This window comes from Pseudomonas arsenicoxydans (assembly GCF_900103875.1).
Taxonomy (GTDB): domain Bacteria; phylum Pseudomonadota; class Gammaproteobacteria; order Pseudomonadales; family Pseudomonadaceae; genus Aquipseudomonas; species Aquipseudomonas arsenicoxydans.
The window spans coordinates 5,326,828-5,345,276 of record NZ_LT629705.1; the positions used below are offsets into that span (position 1 = coordinate 5,326,828).

Genomic DNA, 18,449 nt, shown 5'->3' on the forward strand with positions numbered 1-18,449 from the left:
CTCAGCGGTTGGCGTCAGAGTGAGTCATGGCGGTGTAGAACAGCCAGGACACCAACAGGATGATCAGGAAGTACACCAGCGAGAACGCGGCGGCCGGCCCCAGGTCGAATTGCCCTACAGCCATCTGGGTCAGGGTCTGACTCAGGAAGGTGGTGGCATTGCCCGGGCCGCCGCCGGTGAGCACGAACGGTTCGGTGTAGATCATGAAACTGTCCATGAACCGCAGCATCACCGCGATCAACAGCACGCTCTTGAGCTTGGGCAACTGGATGTGGCGAAACACGGCCCAGGCCGAGGCCCGATCGATCCGCGCCGCCTGGTAATACACGTCAGGAATGGCCCGCAACCCGGAGAAACACAACAGCGCCACCAGCGAGGTCCAGTGCCAGACGTCCATCACCAGCACCGTGACCCAGGCGTCCATGGTGTTCGCCGCGTAGTTGTAACTGATGCCCATGGCGTTGAGGCTCGACCCCAGCAAACCAATATCGGCGCGACCGAAGATCTGCCAGATGGTGCCGACCACGTTCCATGGAATCAGCAGCGGAATCGCCAGGATAATCAGCACCAGCGAAGACCATCGACCCTTGGTCGGCATGGTCAGGGCGATGGCGATACCCAGCGGGATTTCGATCAGCAACACGCAGCCCGAATAGATGAATTGGCGCAGCAGCGACTCGTGCAGCCGTGGGTCCAGCAGCACTTGTTTGTACCAGTCGGCACCGACGAAGTAGCGGCTGGACTGGTCGAAGATGTCCTGCACCGAATAGTTGACCACGGTCATCATCGGGATCACCGCACTGAACGCCACCAGCAGGAACACCGGCAGGACCAGCCACCAGGCCTTGTTTTTTTGCACCTTGTTCATGGCTGCGCCTCCAGCAAGTAATCGTCGGCATAGACCATCAACCACTGCGCCGGAAAGCTGATGTAAGCCGTGCCTTCAGGCACTGGCTTGTCTTCGGCCAGGCGCACTTTCAGCGGCGCGCCGTCGAGGTTCAGGGTCATGATCTTGTAGGTGCCGAGGTCTTCGACGTGTACGACGTGTGCCTGCATCGCGTCATCAACCGGTTCGTCCCACACATGCACGAACTCGGGACGGATGCCGACCTTCAGGGTTTTCCATTGCGATTCGGCGATGCGTTTCTGTTGCGCGTCAGACAACGGCAGATGCGTCGAAGCAAAACCGACACCGCCCGGTTGTGGCTGCACCTGAATCAGGTTCATGCCGGGGCTGCCGATGAAGTAGCCGACAAAGGTGTGGCTGGGCCGCTCGAACAATTCGCGCGGCGTACCGAACTGCACGATTTGCCCGCCGTACATCACCGCAATCTTGTCGGCGAAAGTCGACGCTTCCAGTTGATCGTGGGTGACGTAGACCATGGTGATGTTGAACTGCTCGTGGATCTGCTTGAGCTTGCGCCGCAGCTTCCACTTCAGGTGCGGGTCGATCACCGTCAGCGGCTCATCGAAGAGGATCGCCGAGACGTCATCGCGCACCAGCCCGCGGCCCATGGAGACTTTCTGCTTTTCATCGGCGGTGAGGTTGCGCGCCTTCTTGCTCAGCAGCGCCTGGAGGTCGAGGACCTCGGCAATTTCCTGCACCTTGCTGTGAATTTTCGCCTCGGCCATGCCCTGGTTACGCAGCGGGAAGGCCAGGTTGTCGAACACCGTCATGGTGTCGTAGACCACCGGAAACTGGAAAACCTGGGCGATGTTGCGCTTCTCCGGGGTGAGATCATTGACCGCTTTGCCGTCGAACAAGACATGGCCTTGGGACGGGCTGAGCAACCCGGAAATGATATTGAGCAACGTCGATTTGCCGCAGCCCGAAGGACCGAGCAAGGCGTAGGCCCCACCCTGCTCCCAGATGTGGTCCATCTCGCGAATGGCGTAATCCTCGGGACCGGTCGGCGTGCGGGTGTAGCTGTGGGCGAGATTCTGCAATCGTATTTCGGCCATCAGGCAACCCTCGCGATGCGGCGACCGGGCGCCTGGACCAGCCGCCCCTGCGCATCGAACACAAACAGTTTATGGGTCGGGATATAGATGCGGATCGGCGCATCGACGTCGTACTCGTGCACGCCGGGCAGGTGCAGCACCAACAGGAAATGCTCGTTGCGTACGTGCAAGAACGTTTCGGAGCCGCTGATCTCGGCCACCTCGACAGTTACCGCCAGTTCCAGGTCATCGTCGTTGCTCGGCACCAGCGAAATATGGCTGGGGCGCACGCCGAAGCGGAACTCGCCCTCGCCCACCGGGCGCAAATCCACGTTCAACGGAAAGTGCACGAAGTTGGCGAAACTGACCTCGTTGCCAGCGATACGCCCCGGCATCAGGTTAATCGGCGGCTCGGAGAACAACTCTGCGGCCAACACCGTTTGTGGCTGGTGATAGACCTGCGAAGACTTGCCGCTCTGGATCACCCGGCCTTCGTGAAGAATGGTCGTGGTGCCACCCAGCGCCAGCGCTTCGTTGGGTTCGGTGGTGGCGTAAATGGCGATGGTGTGGCGGGCCTTGAACAGCTCGCGCATTTCCTGGCGCAGCTCCTCGCGCAGTTTGTAGTCCAGGTTCACCAGCGGTTCGTCGAACAGAATCAGCTCGGCATCCTTGACCAGCGCCCGGGCCATTGCCGTGCGCTGTTGCTGGCCGCCAGACAGTTCGAGGGGATGGCGCTGGAGGAACTTCTCGATGCGCAGCATCTTCGCGGTTTCCAGCACTTTGCTCTGGATCAGCTCGTTGGAAACGCCGCCCTGGCGCAACGGCGAAGCGATGTTCTCGAACACCGTCATGGTCGGGTAATTGATGAACTGCTGATACACCATCGACACGTTGCGCAAACGCACCGGGCGCTGCGTGACGTCGACGCCATTCATCAGGATGCGGCCGCTGTCGGGCTTGTCCAGACCGGCCATCAGGCGCATGAGACTGGTTTTGCCGGACAGCGTGCGCCCGAGCAAAACGTTGAAGGATCCGGGTTCGAAACTCAGGTTCGCATCGTCGATCCAGGTCTGGCCCTCGACGGTACGGCTGACGTGCTCCAGGGTTAATGACATGGCTCGGCCTTTTTTATTATTTGGAGTCAAGCGACCCCAGGCACAGAGCGAGTTTCATGCCAGAAAATGCAAACTATTGATCCGCCTTGAAAAACCTCGAAACAGCGGCAAACCTGCTTTCGTTGCTGAACAGAAATGAACAATCACGATTGAACAACTGAACAATTGAACCGTTGACAATGAACAATAGTGAACAACACTCTACCAACCGTTCTGTAGGAGCTGTGTAGGAGCTGTCGAGTGAAACGAGGCTGCGATCTTTTGACTTTGATTTTTTAAAAACAAGATCAAAAGATCGCAGCCTCGTTTCACTCGACAGCTCCTACACATCTCCTACAGGTATTGTTTTCGACGCTGTGCAAAACCCATAACAACAATAAAAAACGATATTCAGAGGCTGACCTTCATGGCCGCACCTGCCCCCGGTTTATCCCACGACGCCATCATCCAGGACTCCTGGTCACGTTGCCGTGCGTTTGGCCTCAATCATCAGAGCGCCCCGGCGTTCGATCAGTTACCGGCGGCAGACATCGCGCACTTGCTGGAGAGCCAGCATTCACTGGTGCAGACCACGCATCAGGAAGTCCTGCCGTATTACGAAAACATTCTGAGCAACTCCAATTGCCTGATCATGCTCGCCAACAAACAGGGCCAGGTACTGACCTCATGGGGCACCCAGCGGTTCATCGAGCCGAGCCTGACCCGCGGTTTCAACGCTGGCGCCAGCTGGATGGAGCGCTGCAGCGGGACCAATGCAATCGGCACCGCGCTGGCCTGCGAGCAAGCCGTGCACATCGAGCACGATGAGCACTTCCTCAAGGCCAACCGTTTCATGACCGGGTCTGCCGCGCCCATCTTCGATGCCGAGCGCAAGGTGATCGCCGTGCTGGACGTGTCCAGCGACAGCTACCTGCCGCCGTCCCACACCCTTGGCATGGTCAAGATGATGAGCCAGACCGTGGAGAACCGGCTGATCCTCAACCTGTTCCACGGCCAGCACTTTCAATTGACGTTCAATACCGGGTTGAACAACCTCGACAGCCAATGGGCCGGGTTGTTGATCTTCGATGAAAGCGGTCAAGTGCTGTCGGCCAACCGCCGTGCGGATAATTTGCTGGGCATCAGCCTGTCGCGGGTCAGCATCGAAAGTCTGTTCAAAGTCTCGCTGCTGGAACTGCTGAACCAGCCCGAAGGCCTGCCTTTTTCCCTGCAAGCCGCCGGTCGCAACCGCTTTCAGTGCGTGCTGAAACGGCCGAAGCAGGCACCGATTCAGGCGCGGCTTTTCGCTGACATGAAGAGCACTGAGCCGAAGAATGCTGAAGCCCAGCGCGCTGAACCTGCCGAAACCGCTCCTGCCGCGATCAGCCTCAACACCCTGCACTTCGGCGACAGCCGCGTGGAAAAAGCCGTACGACAGGCCGAGCGTTTACTGGAAAAGGACATTCCGCTGTTGATTCACGGTGAAACCGGGGTCGGCAAGGAAGTGTTCGTCAAAGCGCTGCATCAGGCCAGTTCGCGCAGCAAACAGGCGTTCATTGCCGTCAACTGTGCAGCGATCCCCGCTGAACTGGTGGAGTCCGAGCTGTTTGGCTACGAGAAAGGCGCGTTCACCGGCGCCAACCAGAAAGGCAGCATCGGTCTGATCCGCAAGGCCGACAAAGGCACCCTCTTTCTCGATGAAATCGGCGACATGCCGCTGCCGACCCAGGCGCGGCTGTTGAGGGTGTTGCAGGAACGTTGCGTGCAACCGGTGGGCAGCAGCGATTTGTTCCCGGTGGACCTGCGGATCATCTCGGCGACTAACCGCTCGTTGCGCGAGCAAGTGCAACTTGGGCGCTTTCGCGAAGACCTGTATTACCGCATCGGCGGCCTGACCCTGGAGTTGCCGCCACTACGGGAACGCAGTGACAAGCAGGCGCTGTTCAAGCGCTTGTGGGAGCAACACCGCGAGCCCTCGCAATGGGCCGGGTTAAGTCGCGAGGTGATGGAATTGTTCGGTCGTCATCCGTGGCCGGGGAATTTACGCCAGGTCAGCAGCGTGATGCAGGTGGCGCTGGCCATGGCCGAGGAACAGCCGGTGCGGCCGGAGCATTTGCCGGATGATTTTTTTGTGGATCTGGAGATGGAGCCGGTTGAGACGGCGGAGCCGCTGGCGGCTGACTTGAATGATGCCGAGGATTTGAATCGGTTGTTGCAGGCGGCCGGGGGGAATATTTCGCATCTGGCGCGGCGGTTGGGGGTGAGCCGAAATACCCTTTACAAGCGATTGCGTCAGGCTGAGTGACAGGTTGGCTGGGAGGGCCTTCAAAACCATCAACTGAACCATTGACCGAACAGACCAAACTGTGACGAAATGTTTCAGCTTTTCACCTCATGTCTTTGATTCAGAACTTCCCTCCTCCTGATCCTCACAGGATAAGCGCTTTGACCAACATCTGTTCTACCGGCCTTGATATCGGCTTCGCCTCACTGGATTACCTGCAAATCGGCTTCCTGGGTATCGTTCAGGGCATCACTGAGTTGTTGCCCGTGTCCTCCACCGCGCACATGCGCATCGTGCCCGCCCTGCTCGGCTGGCCGGATCCCGGCTCGGCGTTTTCCGCGGCCATGCAGTTGGCCGCACTGGCGGCGGTGGTCAGTTATTTCTGGCGTGACGTCAGACAGCTCGTCAGCGGCAGTATCGGCGCCGTACGCCAACGCGATTACAGCAACCAGTGGTTCGTCCTCGCGGTGGCCATCGTACTGGCGACCATCCCTATCGGTATTGCCGGCATTGCGTTGTCCTCGACGCTCAACGCGTGCAACTCGCCGTTGCGCGGACTGATGGTGATCGGGATTTCCTGCGTGGTCATGGCGGTGTTGTTGGCGGCCGCCGAACTCAGTTGCCGACATCGCCGCACCGTGGGCGAAATGCGCCTGCGCGATGCGCTGATCGTCGGCATTGCGCAGATCGGCGCGCTGATTCCAGGGGTGTCGCGTTCGGGCTCTACACTCACAGCAGCGCTGTTCCTCAACTTCAAACGTGAAGAGGCTGCACGGTTCTCCTTTTTGCTGGGGCTGCCCGCCATCGCCCTGGCCGGTTTGAAGGAGCTGTGGGTGTTGTTCCATGCCGACCTGCCCGCGCAAGCCTGGGCGCATCTGATTTTCGGCCTGGTGATCGCCAGCATTTCGGCATTTTTCGCCATCTGGGGCCTGATGCGTTTCCTGGAGAAGTTCTCCACCTGGCCGTTTGTCATCTACCGCGCTGTGCTCGGGATCTTCCTGATTGTCGCGGTCAGCACCGGTCTGCTGAGCTGACACCCGCCTGAAAAAACAAAACCCGCACGAGGCGGGTTTTGTTTTTTACGGATCGGACAATCAGTCAGCCAGACGCCAGGTCGTGCCGCCCTTGCCGTCTTCCAGCACCACGCCCATGGCGGTGAGCTGGTCGCGGATGCGGTCGGATTCGGCCCAGTCCTTGTTGGCTCGCGCATTCAGGCGAGCCTGAATCAGCGCATCGACTTCAGCCGCATCGACCCGCCCTTCGGCGCCGGCCTGCAGGAAGTCATCCGCCTCAAGCTGCAACACACCCAGCACGCTGGCCAGCTCTTTCAAGCGCGCCGCCAGACCGGCCGCCGCCTCAAGATCGCTCTCGCGCAGACGGTTGATCTCGCGAACCATCTCGAACAGCACCGCGCAGGCTTCCGGTGTGCCGAAGTCGTCGTTCATCACCTGGGTGAAACGCTCGACAAAGGCTTCGCCGCCAGCAGGCGCCACGTTCGGCAGGCCTTTCAACGCATGGTAGAAACGCTCGAGTGCGCCTTTGGCGTCCTTGAGGTTGTCTTCCGAATAGTTGATCGCGCTGCGGTAATGGCTCGACACCAGCAGGTAACGCACGACTTCCGGGTGGTACTTTTCCAGCACGTCGCGAATGGTGAAGAAGTTGTTCAAGGACTTGGACATCTTCTCGCCATTGATGCGAATCATGCCGCAATGCATCCACGCGTTGGCGTAGGTCTTACCGGTCGCCGCTTCGCTCTGGGCGATTTCGTTTTCGTGGTGCGGAAACTCCAGGTCGCTGCCGCCGCCATGAATGTCGAAGGTCTCGCCCAGGCAGCAGGTCGACATCACCGAGCATTCAATGTGCCAGCCCGGACGACCGTCGCCCCACGGCGATGGCCAGCTCGGCTCACCCGGTTTGGCGCCTTTCCACAACACGAAGTCCAGCGGGTCCTGTTTGGACTCGTCGACTTCGATCCGCGCGCCAATGCGCAGGTCTTCGATTTTCTTGCGCGACAGCTTGCCGTAGCCCATGAACTTGGCCACGCGGTAGTACACGTCGCCATTGCCCGGTGCGTAGGCGTAACCCTTGTCGATCAGGGTCTGGATCATCGCGTGCATGCCGGGAATATGACCGGTGGCGCGCGGTTCCATGTCCGGCTTCTTGATGTTCAGGCGCGCTTCGTCTTCGTGCATCGCCGCGATCATGCGCTCGGTCAAGGCTTCGAACGACTCGCCGTTCTCGTTGGCCCGATTGATGATCTTGTCGTCAATGTCGGTGATGTTGCGCACATAAGTCAGGTCATAGCCGCTGAACCGCAACCAGCGGGTCACCAGGTCGAACGCGACCATGCTGCGGCCGTGGCCCAGGTGGCAGTAGTCGTACACGGTCATCCCGCAGACGTACATGCGCACCTTGTTGCCATCCAGCGGCTTGAAGACTTCTTTGCTCTTGGTGAGCGTGTTGTAGATCGTCAGCACTTTAGGTTCCTTGAATCACTGGCCCCACGAATCACGCAGGGTCACGGTACGGTTGAATACCGGTGCGCCCGGTTTCGAGTCCTTGATATCCGCGACGAAGTAGCCTTCGCGCTCGAACTGGAAACGGTCTTCCGGCTGTGCGTTGCCCAACGAGGGTTCAGCACGACAACCGGTGAGGACCTGCAGTGAGTCAGGGTTGATGTTGTCCAGGAAACTGGCGCTGTCTTCGGCCTTCTCCGGGTTCGCAGAGCGGAACAGACGATCGTACAGACGCACTTCGCACTCGACGCTTGCAGCCGCCGGCACCCAGTGCACCACGCCTTTGACCTTGCGGCCTTCAGGGTTCTTGCCGAGGGTTTCCGGGTCGTAGGAGCAACGCAGTTCGACGACGTTGCCATCGGCGTCCTTGATCGCTTCGTCGGCACGGATCACGTAGCTGCCGCGCAGACGCACTTCGCCGTTGGGTTCCAGGCGTTTGTAGCCTTTTGGCGGCTCTTCCATGAAGTCATCGTGGTCGATGTAGATTTCACGGGCGAACGGCAGCTTGCGCACACCCAGTTCTTCTTTCTGCGGATGACGCGGCAGTTCGAGGTTCTCGACCTGGTCTTCCGGGTAGTTGGTGATCACCACCTTCAACGGACGCAGCACGCACATGGCGCGCGGAGCGTTCTGGTCCAGATCCTGACGGATGCTGAATTCGAGCATGCCGAAATCGACGACGCCGTCAGAACGGTTGGTGCCGACCATGTCGCAGAAATTGCGGATCGACGCAGGCGTGTAGCCACGGCGGCGGAAGCCCGACAGCGTGGACATACGCGGATCGTCCCAGCCGAACACGTGCTTTTCATCGACCAGTTGCTTGAGCTTGCGCTTGCTGGTGATCGTGTAGTTCAGGTTCAGACGGCTGAATTCGTACTGACGCGGTTGCGCCGGCACAGGCAGGTTTTCGAGGAACCATTCGTACAGCGGACGATGGCTTTCGAACTCCAGGGTGCAGATCGAGTGGGTGATGCCTTCGATGGCGTCCGACTGACCATGGGTGAAGTCATAGTTCGGGTAGATGCACCATTTGTCGCCGGTCTGGTGGTGATGCGCGTGACGGATGCGATACATGATCGGATCGCGCAGGTTCATGTTCGGCGAGGCCATGTCGATCTTGGCGCGCAGCACACGAGCACCGTCCGGGAATTCGCCGGCACGCATGCGGGCGAACCAGTCGAGGTTTTCTTCCACGGAGCGGTCACGGAACGGGCTGTTCTTGCCCGGCTCGGTCAGGCTGCCACGGTATTCCTTGGCCTGTTCAGGGCTCAGGTCGTCGACGTAGGCCTTGCCGGCCTTGATCAGCTCGACGGCCCAGTCGTGCAACTGGTCGAAATACTGCGAGGCGTAGCGCACTTCGCCGGACCATTCAAAGCCCAGCCATTTGACGTCGCTTTCGATCGCGTCGATGTATTCCTGGTCTTCCTTGGCCGGGTTGGTGTCGTCGAAACGCAGGTGCGTGACGCCGCCAAATTCCTGGGCCAGACCGAAGTTCACGCAAATCGACTTGGCGTGACCGATGTGCAGGTAACCGTTGGGCTCAGGCGGGAAACGAGTGACGATCTGCGTGTGCTTACCCGAGTCCAGGTCCGCCTGGATGATCGGGCGCAGGAAATTGACCGGCACGGCAGGGCCGGTCTTGGAATTCGAGGTAGGGTCGACAGTGGGCTTGCTCATAGGATCCTTGAACGTACAAGTGCGCGGCCAGTTGGCCAAATCAAAGCGGCTGTTAAATCAAAGGGGCTTATCATAGCCGATGCCGTCAAGTCGCTGACAGAGCAGGCCCGAAAACGGCTGCATTTAATCGGATGCAAATGAAAAACAGCCTCGAAATTCGCGCCCGGCACGCTAAACTGCGCACCTTGGCCGAATCTGGCCGGACCGGTTGAGGGCTTCAATGCCTCGAAACCCACGAATTCATTGATAGAGTACCGATCATGACCCAAGTCAAACTGACCACCAACCATGGCGACATCGTCCTGGAACTGAACGCTGAAAAGGCACCGCTCACCGTTGCCAACTTCATCGAGTACGTCAAAGCCGGTCACTACGAAAACACCGTTTTCCACCGCGTCATCGGTAACTTCATGATCCAGGGCGGCGGTTTTGAGCCAGGCATGAAAGAAAAGAAAGACAAGCGCCCAAGCATCCAGAACGAAGCCGACAACGGCCTGCCGAACGTGAAATACAGCGTTGCCATGGCTCGCACCATGGAGCCGCATTCGGCTTCCGCCCAGTTCTTCATCAACGTGGCTGACAACAGCTTCCTGAACCACAGCGCCAAGACCACTCAGGGCTGGGGCTACGCCGTGTTCGCCAAAGTCGTTGAAGGCACCGACGTTGTCGACAAGATCAAAGGCGTTTCCACCACCTCCAAAGCTGGCCACCAAGACGTACCTGCAGACGACGTGATCATCGAGAAAGCCGAGATCATCGAAGCGTGATACTGCTGATTTCAGACTTGCATCTGGAAGAGGAGCGCCCGGACATTACCCGGGCGTTTCTGGATTTGCTCGCCGGACGTGCCCGCTCGGCGAGTGCGTTGTACATCCTGGGCGACTTTTTCGAGGCGTGGATTGGCGACGATGCCATGACGCCCTTTCAGCGTTCCATCTGCCAGGCCCTGCGCGATCTCAGCGACAGCGGCACGGCCATTTTTCTGATGCACGGCAATCGCGACTTCCTGCTCGGCCAGGCCTTTTGCAAACAGGCCGGCTGCACGTTGTTGAAAGACCCGAGCATCGTAGAGCTTTACGGCGAGCCAGTGCTCTTGATGCACGGCGACAGCCTCTGCACCCGCGACGAAGCCTATATGAAGCTGCGTCGCTACCTGCGCAACCCCGTCACCCTGTTCATCCTGCGCTACCTGCCCTTGGGCACCCGGCACAAACTGGCGCGCAAGCTGCGCAGCGAAAGCCGTGCGCAAACGCGGATGAAAGCCAATGACATCGTCGATGTCACACCGCAGGAAGTGCCGCGGATCATGCAGGAATATGGCGTAAAGACCTTGATCCACGGGCACACCCATCGCCCGGCGATTCACAAGTTGCAGATTGGCGAACAGGCGGCCAGGCGCATTGTGCTGGGAGATTGGGACCGCCAGGGCTGGGCGTTGCAGGTGGATGAGCAAGGGTTTGCACTGGCGCCTTTCGACTTCGCCCCGCCGCCGCAACTGGCAGCCCCCGCTCCCTGACTCGAACACAAGAACCTGTGGGAGCGGGCTTGCCCGCGATGACAATGGATCATTCAACAACGTTGTTGAATGTGATTCCGCTATCGCGGGCAAGCCCGCTCCCACAGGGATTGTGGTGGCTTAGTGGCCGGCGGCCGCAGGGCCTGCTTTAGCAGCGAACGGCGGTTTTGCCAGCCAGACAATCACGATCAACCCCATGAACGCCCACCCCAGCAATGTGAAGTAATCCACGGTGGACAGCATGTAGGCCTGACTGGTCAGCACGTGATCGAGCTGCGCATACGCCGGATTGCCCGCGCCGCCCAGATTGTTCAGCGCCTCACGGGTCGCCGGCTCGTACGTTGTAATGCTTTCACTCAAATATGCATGATGCTGGTCCGCCCGACGAATCCAGATCCACGTCGTCAACGACGCCGCGAAACTGCCGCCCAACGTTCGCAGGAACGTCGCCAGGCCAGCGCCATCGGCGATCTGGCTCGGTGGCAAGTCCGACATCAGGATGCTCAAGGTCGGCATGAAGAACAGCGCCACGCCAATGCCCATGAACAGCTGCACTAGCGCGATGTGCTGGAAGTCCACTTCGTTGGTGAACCCGGCACGCATGAAGCAGCTCAGGCCAATCGCCAGGAAGGCCAGCCCGGCCAGCAACCGCAGGTCGAATTTGTGCGCATATTTGCCGACAAACGGTGACATCAGCACCGGCAGAATCCCGATGGGCGCCACCGCCAGACCGGCCCATGTCGCCGTGTAGCCCATCTGCGTTTGCAACCATTGCGGCAGAATCAGGTTAATGCCGAAGAAGCCGGCGTAGCCCAATACCAGCACTATCGTGCCGATGCGGAAGTTGCGATAGGCAAACAGCCGCAGGTTGACCACCGGGTGTTGGTCGGTCATTTCCCAGATCACGAACACCGCCAGCGCGATCACCGAAATTGCCGCGCCGATGAGGATGAAGTTCGACTCGAACCAATCCAGGTCGTTGCCTTTGTCGAGGATCACCTGCAACGCGCCGACGCCAATGATCAGCGTGATCAATCCGACGTAGTCCATCGGCTGACGACTGGTTTCCACCGGGCGCGTCTTCAGTTGCTGGCGCACTACCATCGCCGCAAAGATCCCGATCGGTACGTTGATAAAGAAAATCCACGGCCAGCTGTAACTGTCGGTGATCCAGCCACCAAGAATCGGCCCGGCAATCGGCGCCACCACCGTGACCATCGCCAGCAACGCCAAGGCCATGCCGCGCCTGGCGGGCGGATAGACCGCGATCAGCAACGTCTGCGTCATCGGGTACAACGGCCCCGCGACCAGACCTTGCAGCACCCGAAACCCGATCAGTTCCGGCATCGAGGTCGAGATACCGCACAGAAACGAAGCCAGTACGAACAGGATGGTCGCCCAGAGAAACAGCTTCACCTCACCGAAACGCCGGCTCAGCCAACCGGTCAGCGGCAAGGCGATGGCGTTGCTCACGGCAAATGAAGTGATCACCCACGTGCCCTGCTCCGAGCTCACGCCCAGGTTGCCGGAAATGGTCGGCAGCGCCACGTTGGCGATGGTGGTGTCGAGCACTTGCATGAAGGTCGCCAGCGACAGGCCGATGGTGCTGAGCAGCAGGCTGGGCGGGGTGAAAGACGCGTTATTGCTCATCGCGAATCCTTTGAAACCGGGCTGTCGCGGCGCCGTTCAACGGGCGCCGCGTGGGGATTGGCGAATCAGCGTTGAACGGTTTTGCTGACCGCAGCGCTGTTGTCGTGGATCAACTGCGTGATCATCGCGTCGGCCTCGGCCAACTGACGGTCATACACGTTGGTGCTGAACGAAGCCTTTTGTGGCGGCTGTTGCGCCAGCACCGGGCCACTCTGGTCATGCAGGTTCACATCGACCTGAGTCGAGAGGCCGACCCGCAGCGGATGCTTGGCCAGTTCTTCGGCGTTGATGTGAATCCGCACCGGTACGCGCTGGACGATCTTGATCCAGTTGCCGGTGGCGTTCTGCGCTGGCAGCAAGGCGAACGCGCTGCCGGTCCCGGCGCCGAGGCTGTCGATGGTGCCGCTGAATTTAACGTCGCTGCCGTACAGGTCGGCTTCGATGTCCACCGGCTGGCCGATGCGCATGTCACGCAGTTGGGTTTCCTTGAAGTTGGCGTCGATCCACAGCTGATCCAGCGGAATCACCGCCATCAGCGCAGTGCCTGGCTGAACCCGTTGACCCAGTTGCACGGAGCGCTTGGCCACATAACCGGTGACCGGCGCGATCAAGGTGCTGCGCGAATTGTTCAGGTAGGCCTGACGCAGCTGCGCGGCAGCCGCCATTACGTCTGGATGCGACGACACCACAGTGTCATCCACCAACGCGCTGGTGGTTTTCAGTTGTTGCTTGGCGTTGGCCAGGGCGTTTTGTGCCGAGGTCAGGTCGTCGCGAGCGTGGGACAGTTCTTCCTGGGAAATCGCCCCGCCAGCGGCAAGGTTTTTCCGCCGATTGAAGTTGTCTTGCGCCTTTTGCACTTCTGCCTGCTGGGCGTTGACTTGGGCTTTCATGCCGTCGACGTTGCTATACAAGCCGCGAACCTGACGCACGGTGCGGGCCAGGTTGGCCTGGGCACTTTGCAGACCGACTTCGGCATCGTTCGGGTCAAAGTTGATCAGCACCTGGCCTTCGTGGACCAGGTCGCCGTCGTCAGCACCGATGCTGACTACGGTGCCGGTGACCAGCGGGGTGATTTCCACCACATTGCCGTTCACATAGGCGTCGTCAGTGCTTTCATTCCAGCGCCCGTAGAATTCGTGATAACCCCAGACACCGATGCCGGCGAGGATTACCACGATGGCGAGCACCACCAACATGATTTTGCGTTTGCGCGGATTGCTCGTGTCTTGAGCATTGTCCGGGGCTTGAGATGTATCGGCAGTGGCCATGACAAATACCTTGAATTAGTTGTGCTGTGTGGCTGGGGTTGCGTTGGCTGCGGTCAGGGTTTCGCCTTGGAAGCCACCGCCCAGCGCCTGCATCAGTTGGATCGACAAGTCGATCTGCTCGGCATTCAGGTTGGCCAGCTGACGCTGGGCCTGGAGCAATTGCTGCTCGATGCTGAGCACGTCCAGGTAGTTGCCGATGCCGGAACCGTACCGCTGGACCACGGTGTTGTAAGAATCCTGGGCAATGTCGGTGGCGTGTTGCTGAGCCCCGATCTGCCGGCCGATATCGCGCAACTGGTTGATGGTGTCGCTGACATCGCCCAGCGCTTTCACCAGGCTTTTGTTGTACTGCGCCACGGCGAGGTCGTAATCGGCGTCGCGCGAGTCGAGGTTGGCACGCAGGCGGCCACCATCGAAAATCGGCACGGAAATGGTCGGCGCGATGTTGAAGAAACGGCTCGCCGAACCAAACATCGCATCGCCCAGTAAAGATTCGGCACCCGCCGCCGCGCTCAAGTTCAAGTTGGGATAGAACTGGGTTTTGCCCGCGGCGATGTTCTTGCTCGCGGCCTCGACCCGCCAGCGCGCGGCCACCAGGTCAGGACGACGACCAAGCAATTCGGCCGGCAACACCGACGGCAAAGCAACGGCGCTGGCCTGAAGGACTTTCGGCCGGGCGATTTCGTTACCGCGGTCCGGGCCTTTGCCCAGCAGCACGGCCAAGGCGATTTTCGCGCTTTGCAGGCGTTTTTCGGCTTCGATCAGGCTGGCTTCGGAGGTGGCTTCCAGGCTTTCGGTTTGCTGGAACTGGTACTGGCTATCGATCCCCGAACTCAAGCGACGCTGGCTCAGGTTGAGCATTTGCCGAGTACGCTTGAGGTCTTCATTTGCCAGGTCATAGACGATGTGAGCCTGGCCCAGATCGCTATAGGCGCGGGCGACATCGGCAGACAAGGTCAGCTGAGCGGCCTGCTGGTCGACTTCGGCCGCACGGGCCTGGCCCAGCGCCGCTTCCCAGGCGTCACGCTGACCGCCCCAGAGGTCGAAGTTGTAATTGAAGCTGGCGCCGATATTGCGCACGGTGGCGTAAGTGCCGCCCTGCCCGCTCGGGTCTTGATCGCGGGACAGACGCGAACGGCTGACACCGGCGCTGGCGTCGAGGGTCGGCATGCGCGCAGCGTCGGCGGCATAGGCAGCGGCGCTGGCCTGATGCGCACGGGCGTCGGCGATTTGCATGTCTGGGCTGTCGTGCAGGGCTTCGCGGATCAGACCATCGAGTTGCGGATCGCCCAGGCTGGTCCACCAGTCGCTTTTCGGCCAGGCCGCCGGCGACAGGGTCACGCCGCTGAGGGATTGTCCGGCCTTGAGGTTTTTCGCATCGAGGCTGACGCCTTCGGTGGTCAGGCCGCTATAGCTGGCGCATCCGGCCAGGGTCATGGCCACCAGCACCAGGCTCAAACCGGCACGCAGGGTTTTACTGCTCATTTGTCACCTACCCGCAGCAAGGTGATCGAGTCACCCGCCGCCACCAATATTTTCTTGAGGATCTGTTCCAGGGTTTTCAGCTCATCCGGTGTGATCGCGCCAGCCAGTTCATTCATGGCGTCGGCGCCGATGTGCGGCAGCCGGTCGGCGAGCTTCTGGCCTTCTTCGGTCAGCACCAGTTGCACCTGACGGCGATCCGCCTCGGAACGCTGGCGGGCGAGGAAACCTTTCTGTTCCAGACGATCGAGCATGCGGGTCATCGAACCGCTGTCCAGCGACAGGTGCCGGCACAGCTCGGCCGGCGTATCGACACCGAACTGGGCCATGATGATCAGCACTTTGAACTGCGCGGCGGTGATGCCGTGGGGCTCCATGTGCGTGTCGATGATCCGGTCCTTGAGCAGCGCAGCGCGCCCGAGCAGGAGGCCGAGATGGCAATTCTGGAATTCGTCTGGCGTGAAATGTTTCATCTGACCACCAATTAGCTGCCTAGGCAGAGAATGTATGACGAGATGTTACTGCCTAGGCAGCGAATGTCAACGTAATAGTTAGGTTGCTTTGTATTTAGCTGATCGGCGGCGGGGGGATAGAGGGGTCAATCGTCGGCAGGAACAGATTCACGCACATGATCGTGAACCTGTTCGCCGATGGGCTTGAAGGCGGGCTTACATCAGAGGAATGGAATAGCTCACGATCAGGCGATTCTGATCCTGATTGCGGGCGATATCGCTGCGTGACATTGCGTTGCGCCAGCCGAAACCGACGTTCTTCAACGCGCCACTTTGAATCACATAATCCAGGGAGATATCTCGCTCCCATTCGCTCGCGTCCTGGCCGCTTGTCGTCTGGATGTTGTTGCCCTTGAGGTACATGACCGACGCCTTCAGACCCGGAACTCCCGCGGCGGCGAAGTCGTAGGCATATTGCGCGAAAGCGGTCCGTTCGCCGGCCTGGATGAAGGTTTGAATGGTGCGGTCGGTGTACAGATAAAGGCTGGCGCCGCCCTCGCCTTTGTCAACCAGCCCGCCTTGATTGAGTTGAGCAAAGTTGCTGTCATCGGAAACGCTTTGATAACCCGCTGTAATGGCATGGCCGCCTAACGAGTAAATAAATGCCGCACTCCAGGTATCGTTGTCGATTTCACCCGTCCCGCCTTTGGTATAACCACCTAACTTGTAACCACTGGCACGCCCGGCAGCGTTGCTATTCTTGCCATCGGAAGTGGTCTTGAAATACCGCAAGTCGGTTTTCAGCGAGCCGTACTCACCCAACGGCAGTACATGCAATACACCGACGAAGTGCTGTTGGTAATAATCTTCGAGGTTGGCGTAGTAATACTGGGCAGTCAGGTCTTTAGTCAGTTTGTAATCAGCGCCAGCGAAGGTGAACTTGTTGCTTTCCTGGGTGGCACCCGCTACCGCCAGGCCGGCACTGTCGCTGGAACCGCGGCCAGTGGCATGCTCAATTTGGCCGGCGGTAAAGGTCAGATTATCCAGTTCGTTGCTGGTGACCTGACCGCCTTCAAAGGTTTGCGGCAGCAGTCGGCCATCGTTCGCCACCAGAATCGGCAACTTCGGCTGCAAGGTGCCGTAGCGCAACTCGGTCTTGGAGAACCGCATCTTTGCCGTCGCGCCGGCACGACCCCATTGATCCGCGGCCTTATCGCCATCACTGGGAATCATTGAACTGCCGACATGCCGTCCTTCACCGCTATCGAGCTTGATCCCAAGCAAACCGATCGCATCCAGACCGAAACCCACCGTACCGTCGGTGAACCCCGACTGATAGTTGAGCATGAAGCCTTGGCCCCATTCTTCGGTTTTCGACGGCGCGGCGGCACCGTCGCGGTTATCGTTATTGAAATAGAAGTTACGCAAGTTCAAGTTGGCTTTGCTGTCATTAATGAAATCAGCAGACGCCAAGGGACTCAGGGCCATGCCCAAACCGCCGGTCAAAATACTTAATACTTGAAGCGAGGCTTTCATCAGGGCGAACTCCAGCGCAGAAACCATGTTCTGTGCTCAGTAAAAAGACAGCAGGAAGCAACGGGCCCACCAATGAATAAGCCCGAGCATTAAGTCATCATTGAGATAAACGTCGTGTAACCGTACTAAGTGGCCGTCGTTAAAACCTCCCCAAGCTAAATAAGGACAGCATCGTCATCGTCCAGGTCTTATCAGTCGATCAATCCATGAACGTCATAAAACGGATAAGGCCCGGCGTATTCACCGAACACGGCGTTGTGGGTCACCAGACCTTGTTGCGGATGCCAGCGATGCACCAGGTACCCCGCCGGCTCAAGATTGAAATGTGCGGGCGCGGATGCCTCCAGATCCAGCACGATCTGGTGGGAAGTGCCGGGGCACACACAACTCAGCGAGCCGCCGAAGCGACGCTGCATCGGCCGATGCAGATGCCCACAAAGCAAGCGCTCTACCTGCGGATGGCGAGCGACGAGCGCTTCCAACGCGGCGGTATTGATAAACGGCTCGTGGTCCATGTGGCCGATGCCGGTGATAAAAGGCGGATGATGGAGAATTAACAGCGTCGGTACATGGGGGCGACGGGACAATTGCTCATCGAGCCAGCGCAACTGGCTGTCCAGCAATTGACCGCCATGGGCGCCCGGTCGGGTCGAGTCCAGGCCGATCAGGCGTACCGGGTGCTCCTCGACCACCCAATCGAGCGGCGCGTTGGCGTTAGTCGGCAAATAAGTGTGATGGGTAAATCCCGCCAGCAGCTGCTCGCGATCATCGTGATTGCCGGGTACCAGATAGACAGGCATGTGCAATCGCGCCAGTTCGCGCTTGAGCACCGCGTATTCATCGGCACGGCCGAAATCCACCAGGTCGCCGCTGATGACCACGATGTCAGGGCGCGGTTGGCTGGCATTCAAATGATCGATCGCGCGCCGCAACGCGCCCAGACAATCGACCACGCCGTAGGTCAGCTTTTGATCGGCTTTAAGGTGCAAATCGCTGATCTGCGCAATAAGAAACGGACTGTTCAAAATAAGTG

General features: G+C 59.4%; 15 protein-coding genes. 4 read left to right on the forward strand and 11 right to left on the reverse strand.

Features of this window, described 5'->3' with window-relative positions; translation table 11 throughout:
• Window position 1: 1 nt before the first annotated feature.
• Genes BLQ41_RS24840 through BLQ41_RS24850 form a run of 3 tightly spaced genes read right to left on the reverse strand, consistent with a single transcriptional unit; the run spans window position 2 to window position 3,056 of the window.
• Window positions 2–868 carry a carbohydrate ABC transporter permease gene (locus BLQ41_RS24840; protein ID WP_090185698.1) on the reverse strand — a complete coding sequence of 289 codons (867 nt, stop codon included), beginning with the start codon at window positions 866–868 and terminating at the stop codon, window positions 2–4.
• Window positions 865–1,962, reverse strand: coding sequence for an ABC transporter ATP-binding protein (locus BLQ41_RS24845; RefSeq protein WP_090185701.1), 1,098 nt, complete (start codon window positions 1,960–1,962; stop codon window positions 865–867). Before BLQ41_RS24845 ends, BLQ41_RS24840 begins: the two co-directional genes overlap by 4 nt.
• Window positions 1,962–3,056 (reverse strand): ABC transporter ATP-binding protein, encoded by a 1,095-nt coding sequence (locus BLQ41_RS24850; RefSeq protein ID WP_090185704.1) that lies wholly within the window; start codon window positions 3,054–3,056, stop codon window positions 1,962–1,964. Before BLQ41_RS24850 ends, BLQ41_RS24845 begins: the two co-directional genes overlap by 1 nt.
• Before the next feature lie 406 nt (window positions 3,057–3,462).
• On the opposite strand from BLQ41_RS24850, the gene BLQ41_RS24855 reads away from it, so the two are divergent.
• Together BLQ41_RS24855 and uppP are read left to right on the forward strand one after the other, a co-directional pair.
• A complete protein-coding gene (locus tag BLQ41_RS24855; protein WP_090185707.1) occupies window positions 3,463–5,340 on the forward strand; it encodes a sigma-54-dependent Fis family transcriptional regulator in 1,878 nt (625 codons plus the stop codon).
• Between the two features lie 140 nt (window positions 5,341–5,480).
• Window positions 5,481–6,353 carry an undecaprenyl-diphosphatase UppP gene (uppP, locus tag BLQ41_RS24860; RefSeq protein WP_090185710.1) on the forward strand — a complete coding sequence of 291 codons (873 nt, stop codon included), beginning with the start codon at window positions 5,481–5,483 and terminating at the stop codon, window positions 6,351–6,353.
• 60 nt (window positions 6,354–6,413) lie between these two features.
• Here the strand turns inward: uppP and cysS are convergent, their stop codons facing one another.
• Together cysS and BLQ41_RS24870 are read right to left on the reverse strand one after the other, a co-directional pair.
• Entirely contained in the window at window positions 6,414–7,796 is a 1,383-nt protein-coding gene (cysS, locus tag BLQ41_RS24865) for a cysteine--tRNA ligase (RefSeq protein WP_090185713.1), read from the reverse strand.
• Window positions 7,797–7,811: 15 nt separating this feature from the next.
• Entirely contained in the window at window positions 7,812–9,512 is a 1,701-nt protein-coding gene (locus tag BLQ41_RS24870; RefSeq protein WP_090185716.1) for a glutamine--tRNA ligase/YqeY domain fusion protein, read from the reverse strand.
• Between the two features lie 260 nt (window positions 9,513–9,772).
• Between BLQ41_RS24870 and BLQ41_RS24875 the strand changes: the two genes are divergently transcribed.
• A complete protein-coding gene (locus tag BLQ41_RS24875) occupies window positions 9,773–10,279 on the forward strand; it encodes a peptidylprolyl isomerase (protein ID WP_090185718.1) in 507 nt (168 codons plus the stop codon).
• Window positions 10,276–11,028: a UDP-2,3-diacylglucosamine diphosphatase gene (gene lpxH / locus BLQ41_RS24880; RefSeq protein ID WP_090185720.1), complete on the forward strand. Its 753-nt coding sequence runs from the start codon at window positions 10,276–10,278 to the stop codon at window positions 11,026–11,028. Before BLQ41_RS24875 ends, lpxH begins: the two co-directional genes overlap by 4 nt.
• Window positions 11,029–11,148: 120 nt before the next feature.
• On the opposite strand, the gene BLQ41_RS24885 is transcribed toward lpxH, so the two are convergent.
• From BLQ41_RS24885 to BLQ41_RS24910, 6 genes are all read right to left on the reverse strand, one after another.
• A complete protein-coding gene (locus BLQ41_RS24885) occupies window positions 11,149–12,678 on the reverse strand; it encodes a DHA2 family efflux MFS transporter permease subunit (RefSeq protein ID WP_090185724.1) in 1,530 nt (509 codons plus the stop codon).
• 65 nt (window positions 12,679–12,743) lie between these two features.
• Window positions 12,744–13,946: an HlyD family secretion protein gene (locus tag BLQ41_RS24890; RefSeq protein ID WP_090185727.1), complete on the reverse strand. Its 1,203-nt coding sequence runs from the start codon at window positions 13,944–13,946 to the stop codon at window positions 12,744–12,746.
• A 15-nt stretch (window positions 13,947–13,961) separates the two neighbouring features.
• A complete protein-coding gene (locus tag BLQ41_RS24895; protein ID WP_090185731.1) occupies window positions 13,962–15,431 on the reverse strand; it encodes an efflux transporter outer membrane subunit in 1,470 nt (489 codons plus the stop codon).
• Window positions 15,428–15,901, reverse strand: coding sequence for a MarR family winged helix-turn-helix transcriptional regulator (locus BLQ41_RS24900; RefSeq protein ID WP_090185733.1), 474 nt, complete (start codon window positions 15,899–15,901; stop codon window positions 15,428–15,430). Before BLQ41_RS24900 ends, BLQ41_RS24895 begins: the two co-directional genes overlap by 4 nt.
• Window positions 15,902–16,096: 195 nt before the next feature.
• Window positions 16,097–17,416 (reverse strand): OprD family porin, encoded by a 1,320-nt coding sequence (locus BLQ41_RS24905; protein WP_090188816.1) that lies wholly within the window; start codon window positions 17,414–17,416, stop codon window positions 16,097–16,099.
• 191 nt (window positions 17,417–17,607) lie between these two features.
• Window positions 17,608–18,441, reverse strand: coding sequence for a phosphodiesterase (locus BLQ41_RS24910; protein ID WP_090185736.1), 834 nt, complete (start codon window positions 18,439–18,441; stop codon window positions 17,608–17,610).
• Window positions 18,442–18,449: the final 8 nt, after the last annotated feature.

What these genes read in the sequence shown, in the direction of transcription:
- BLQ41_RS24890 (WP_090185727.1), bottom strand. Translation starts at nt 13,946, where the DNA reads ATGGCCACTGCCGATACATCTCAAGCCCCGGACAATGCTCAAGACACG.
- BLQ41_RS24840 (WP_090185698.1), bottom strand. Translation starts at nt 868, where the DNA reads ATGAACAAGGTGCAAAAAAACAAGGCCTGGTGGCTGGTCCTGCCGGTG.
- BLQ41_RS24900 (WP_090185733.1), bottom strand. Translation starts at nt 15,901, where the DNA reads ATGAAACATTTCACGCCAGACGAATTCCAGAATTGCCATCTCGGCCTC.
- BLQ41_RS24850 (WP_090185704.1), bottom strand. Translation starts at nt 3,056, where the DNA reads ATGTCATTAACCCTGGAGCACGTCAGCCGTACCGTCGAGGGCCAGACC.
- BLQ41_RS24875 (WP_090185718.1), top strand. Translation starts at nt 9,773, where the DNA reads ATGACCCAAGTCAAACTGACCACCAACCATGGCGACATCGTCCTGGAA.
- BLQ41_RS24905 (WP_090188816.1), bottom strand. Translation starts at nt 17,416, where the DNA reads ATGAAAGCCTCGCTTCAAGTATTAAGTATTTTGACCGGCGGTTTGGGC.
- BLQ41_RS24845 (WP_090185701.1), bottom strand. Translation starts at nt 1,962, where the DNA reads ATGGCCGAAATACGATTGCAGAATCTCGCCCACAGCTACACCCGCACG.
- BLQ41_RS24870 (WP_090185716.1), bottom strand. Translation starts at nt 9,512, where the DNA reads ATGAGCAAGCCCACTGTCGACCCTACCTCGAATTCCAAGACCGGCCCT.
- BLQ41_RS24885 (WP_090185724.1), bottom strand. Translation starts at nt 12,678, where the DNA reads ATGAGCAATAACGCGTCTTTCACCCCGCCCAGCCTGCTGCTCAGCACC.
- BLQ41_RS24855 (WP_090185707.1), top strand. Translation starts at nt 3,463, where the DNA reads ATGGCCGCACCTGCCCCCGGTTTATCCCACGACGCCATCATCCAGGAC.
- BLQ41_RS24895 (WP_090185731.1), bottom strand. Translation starts at nt 15,431, where the DNA reads ATGAGCAGTAAAACCCTGCGTGCCGGTTTGAGCCTGGTGCTGGTGGCC.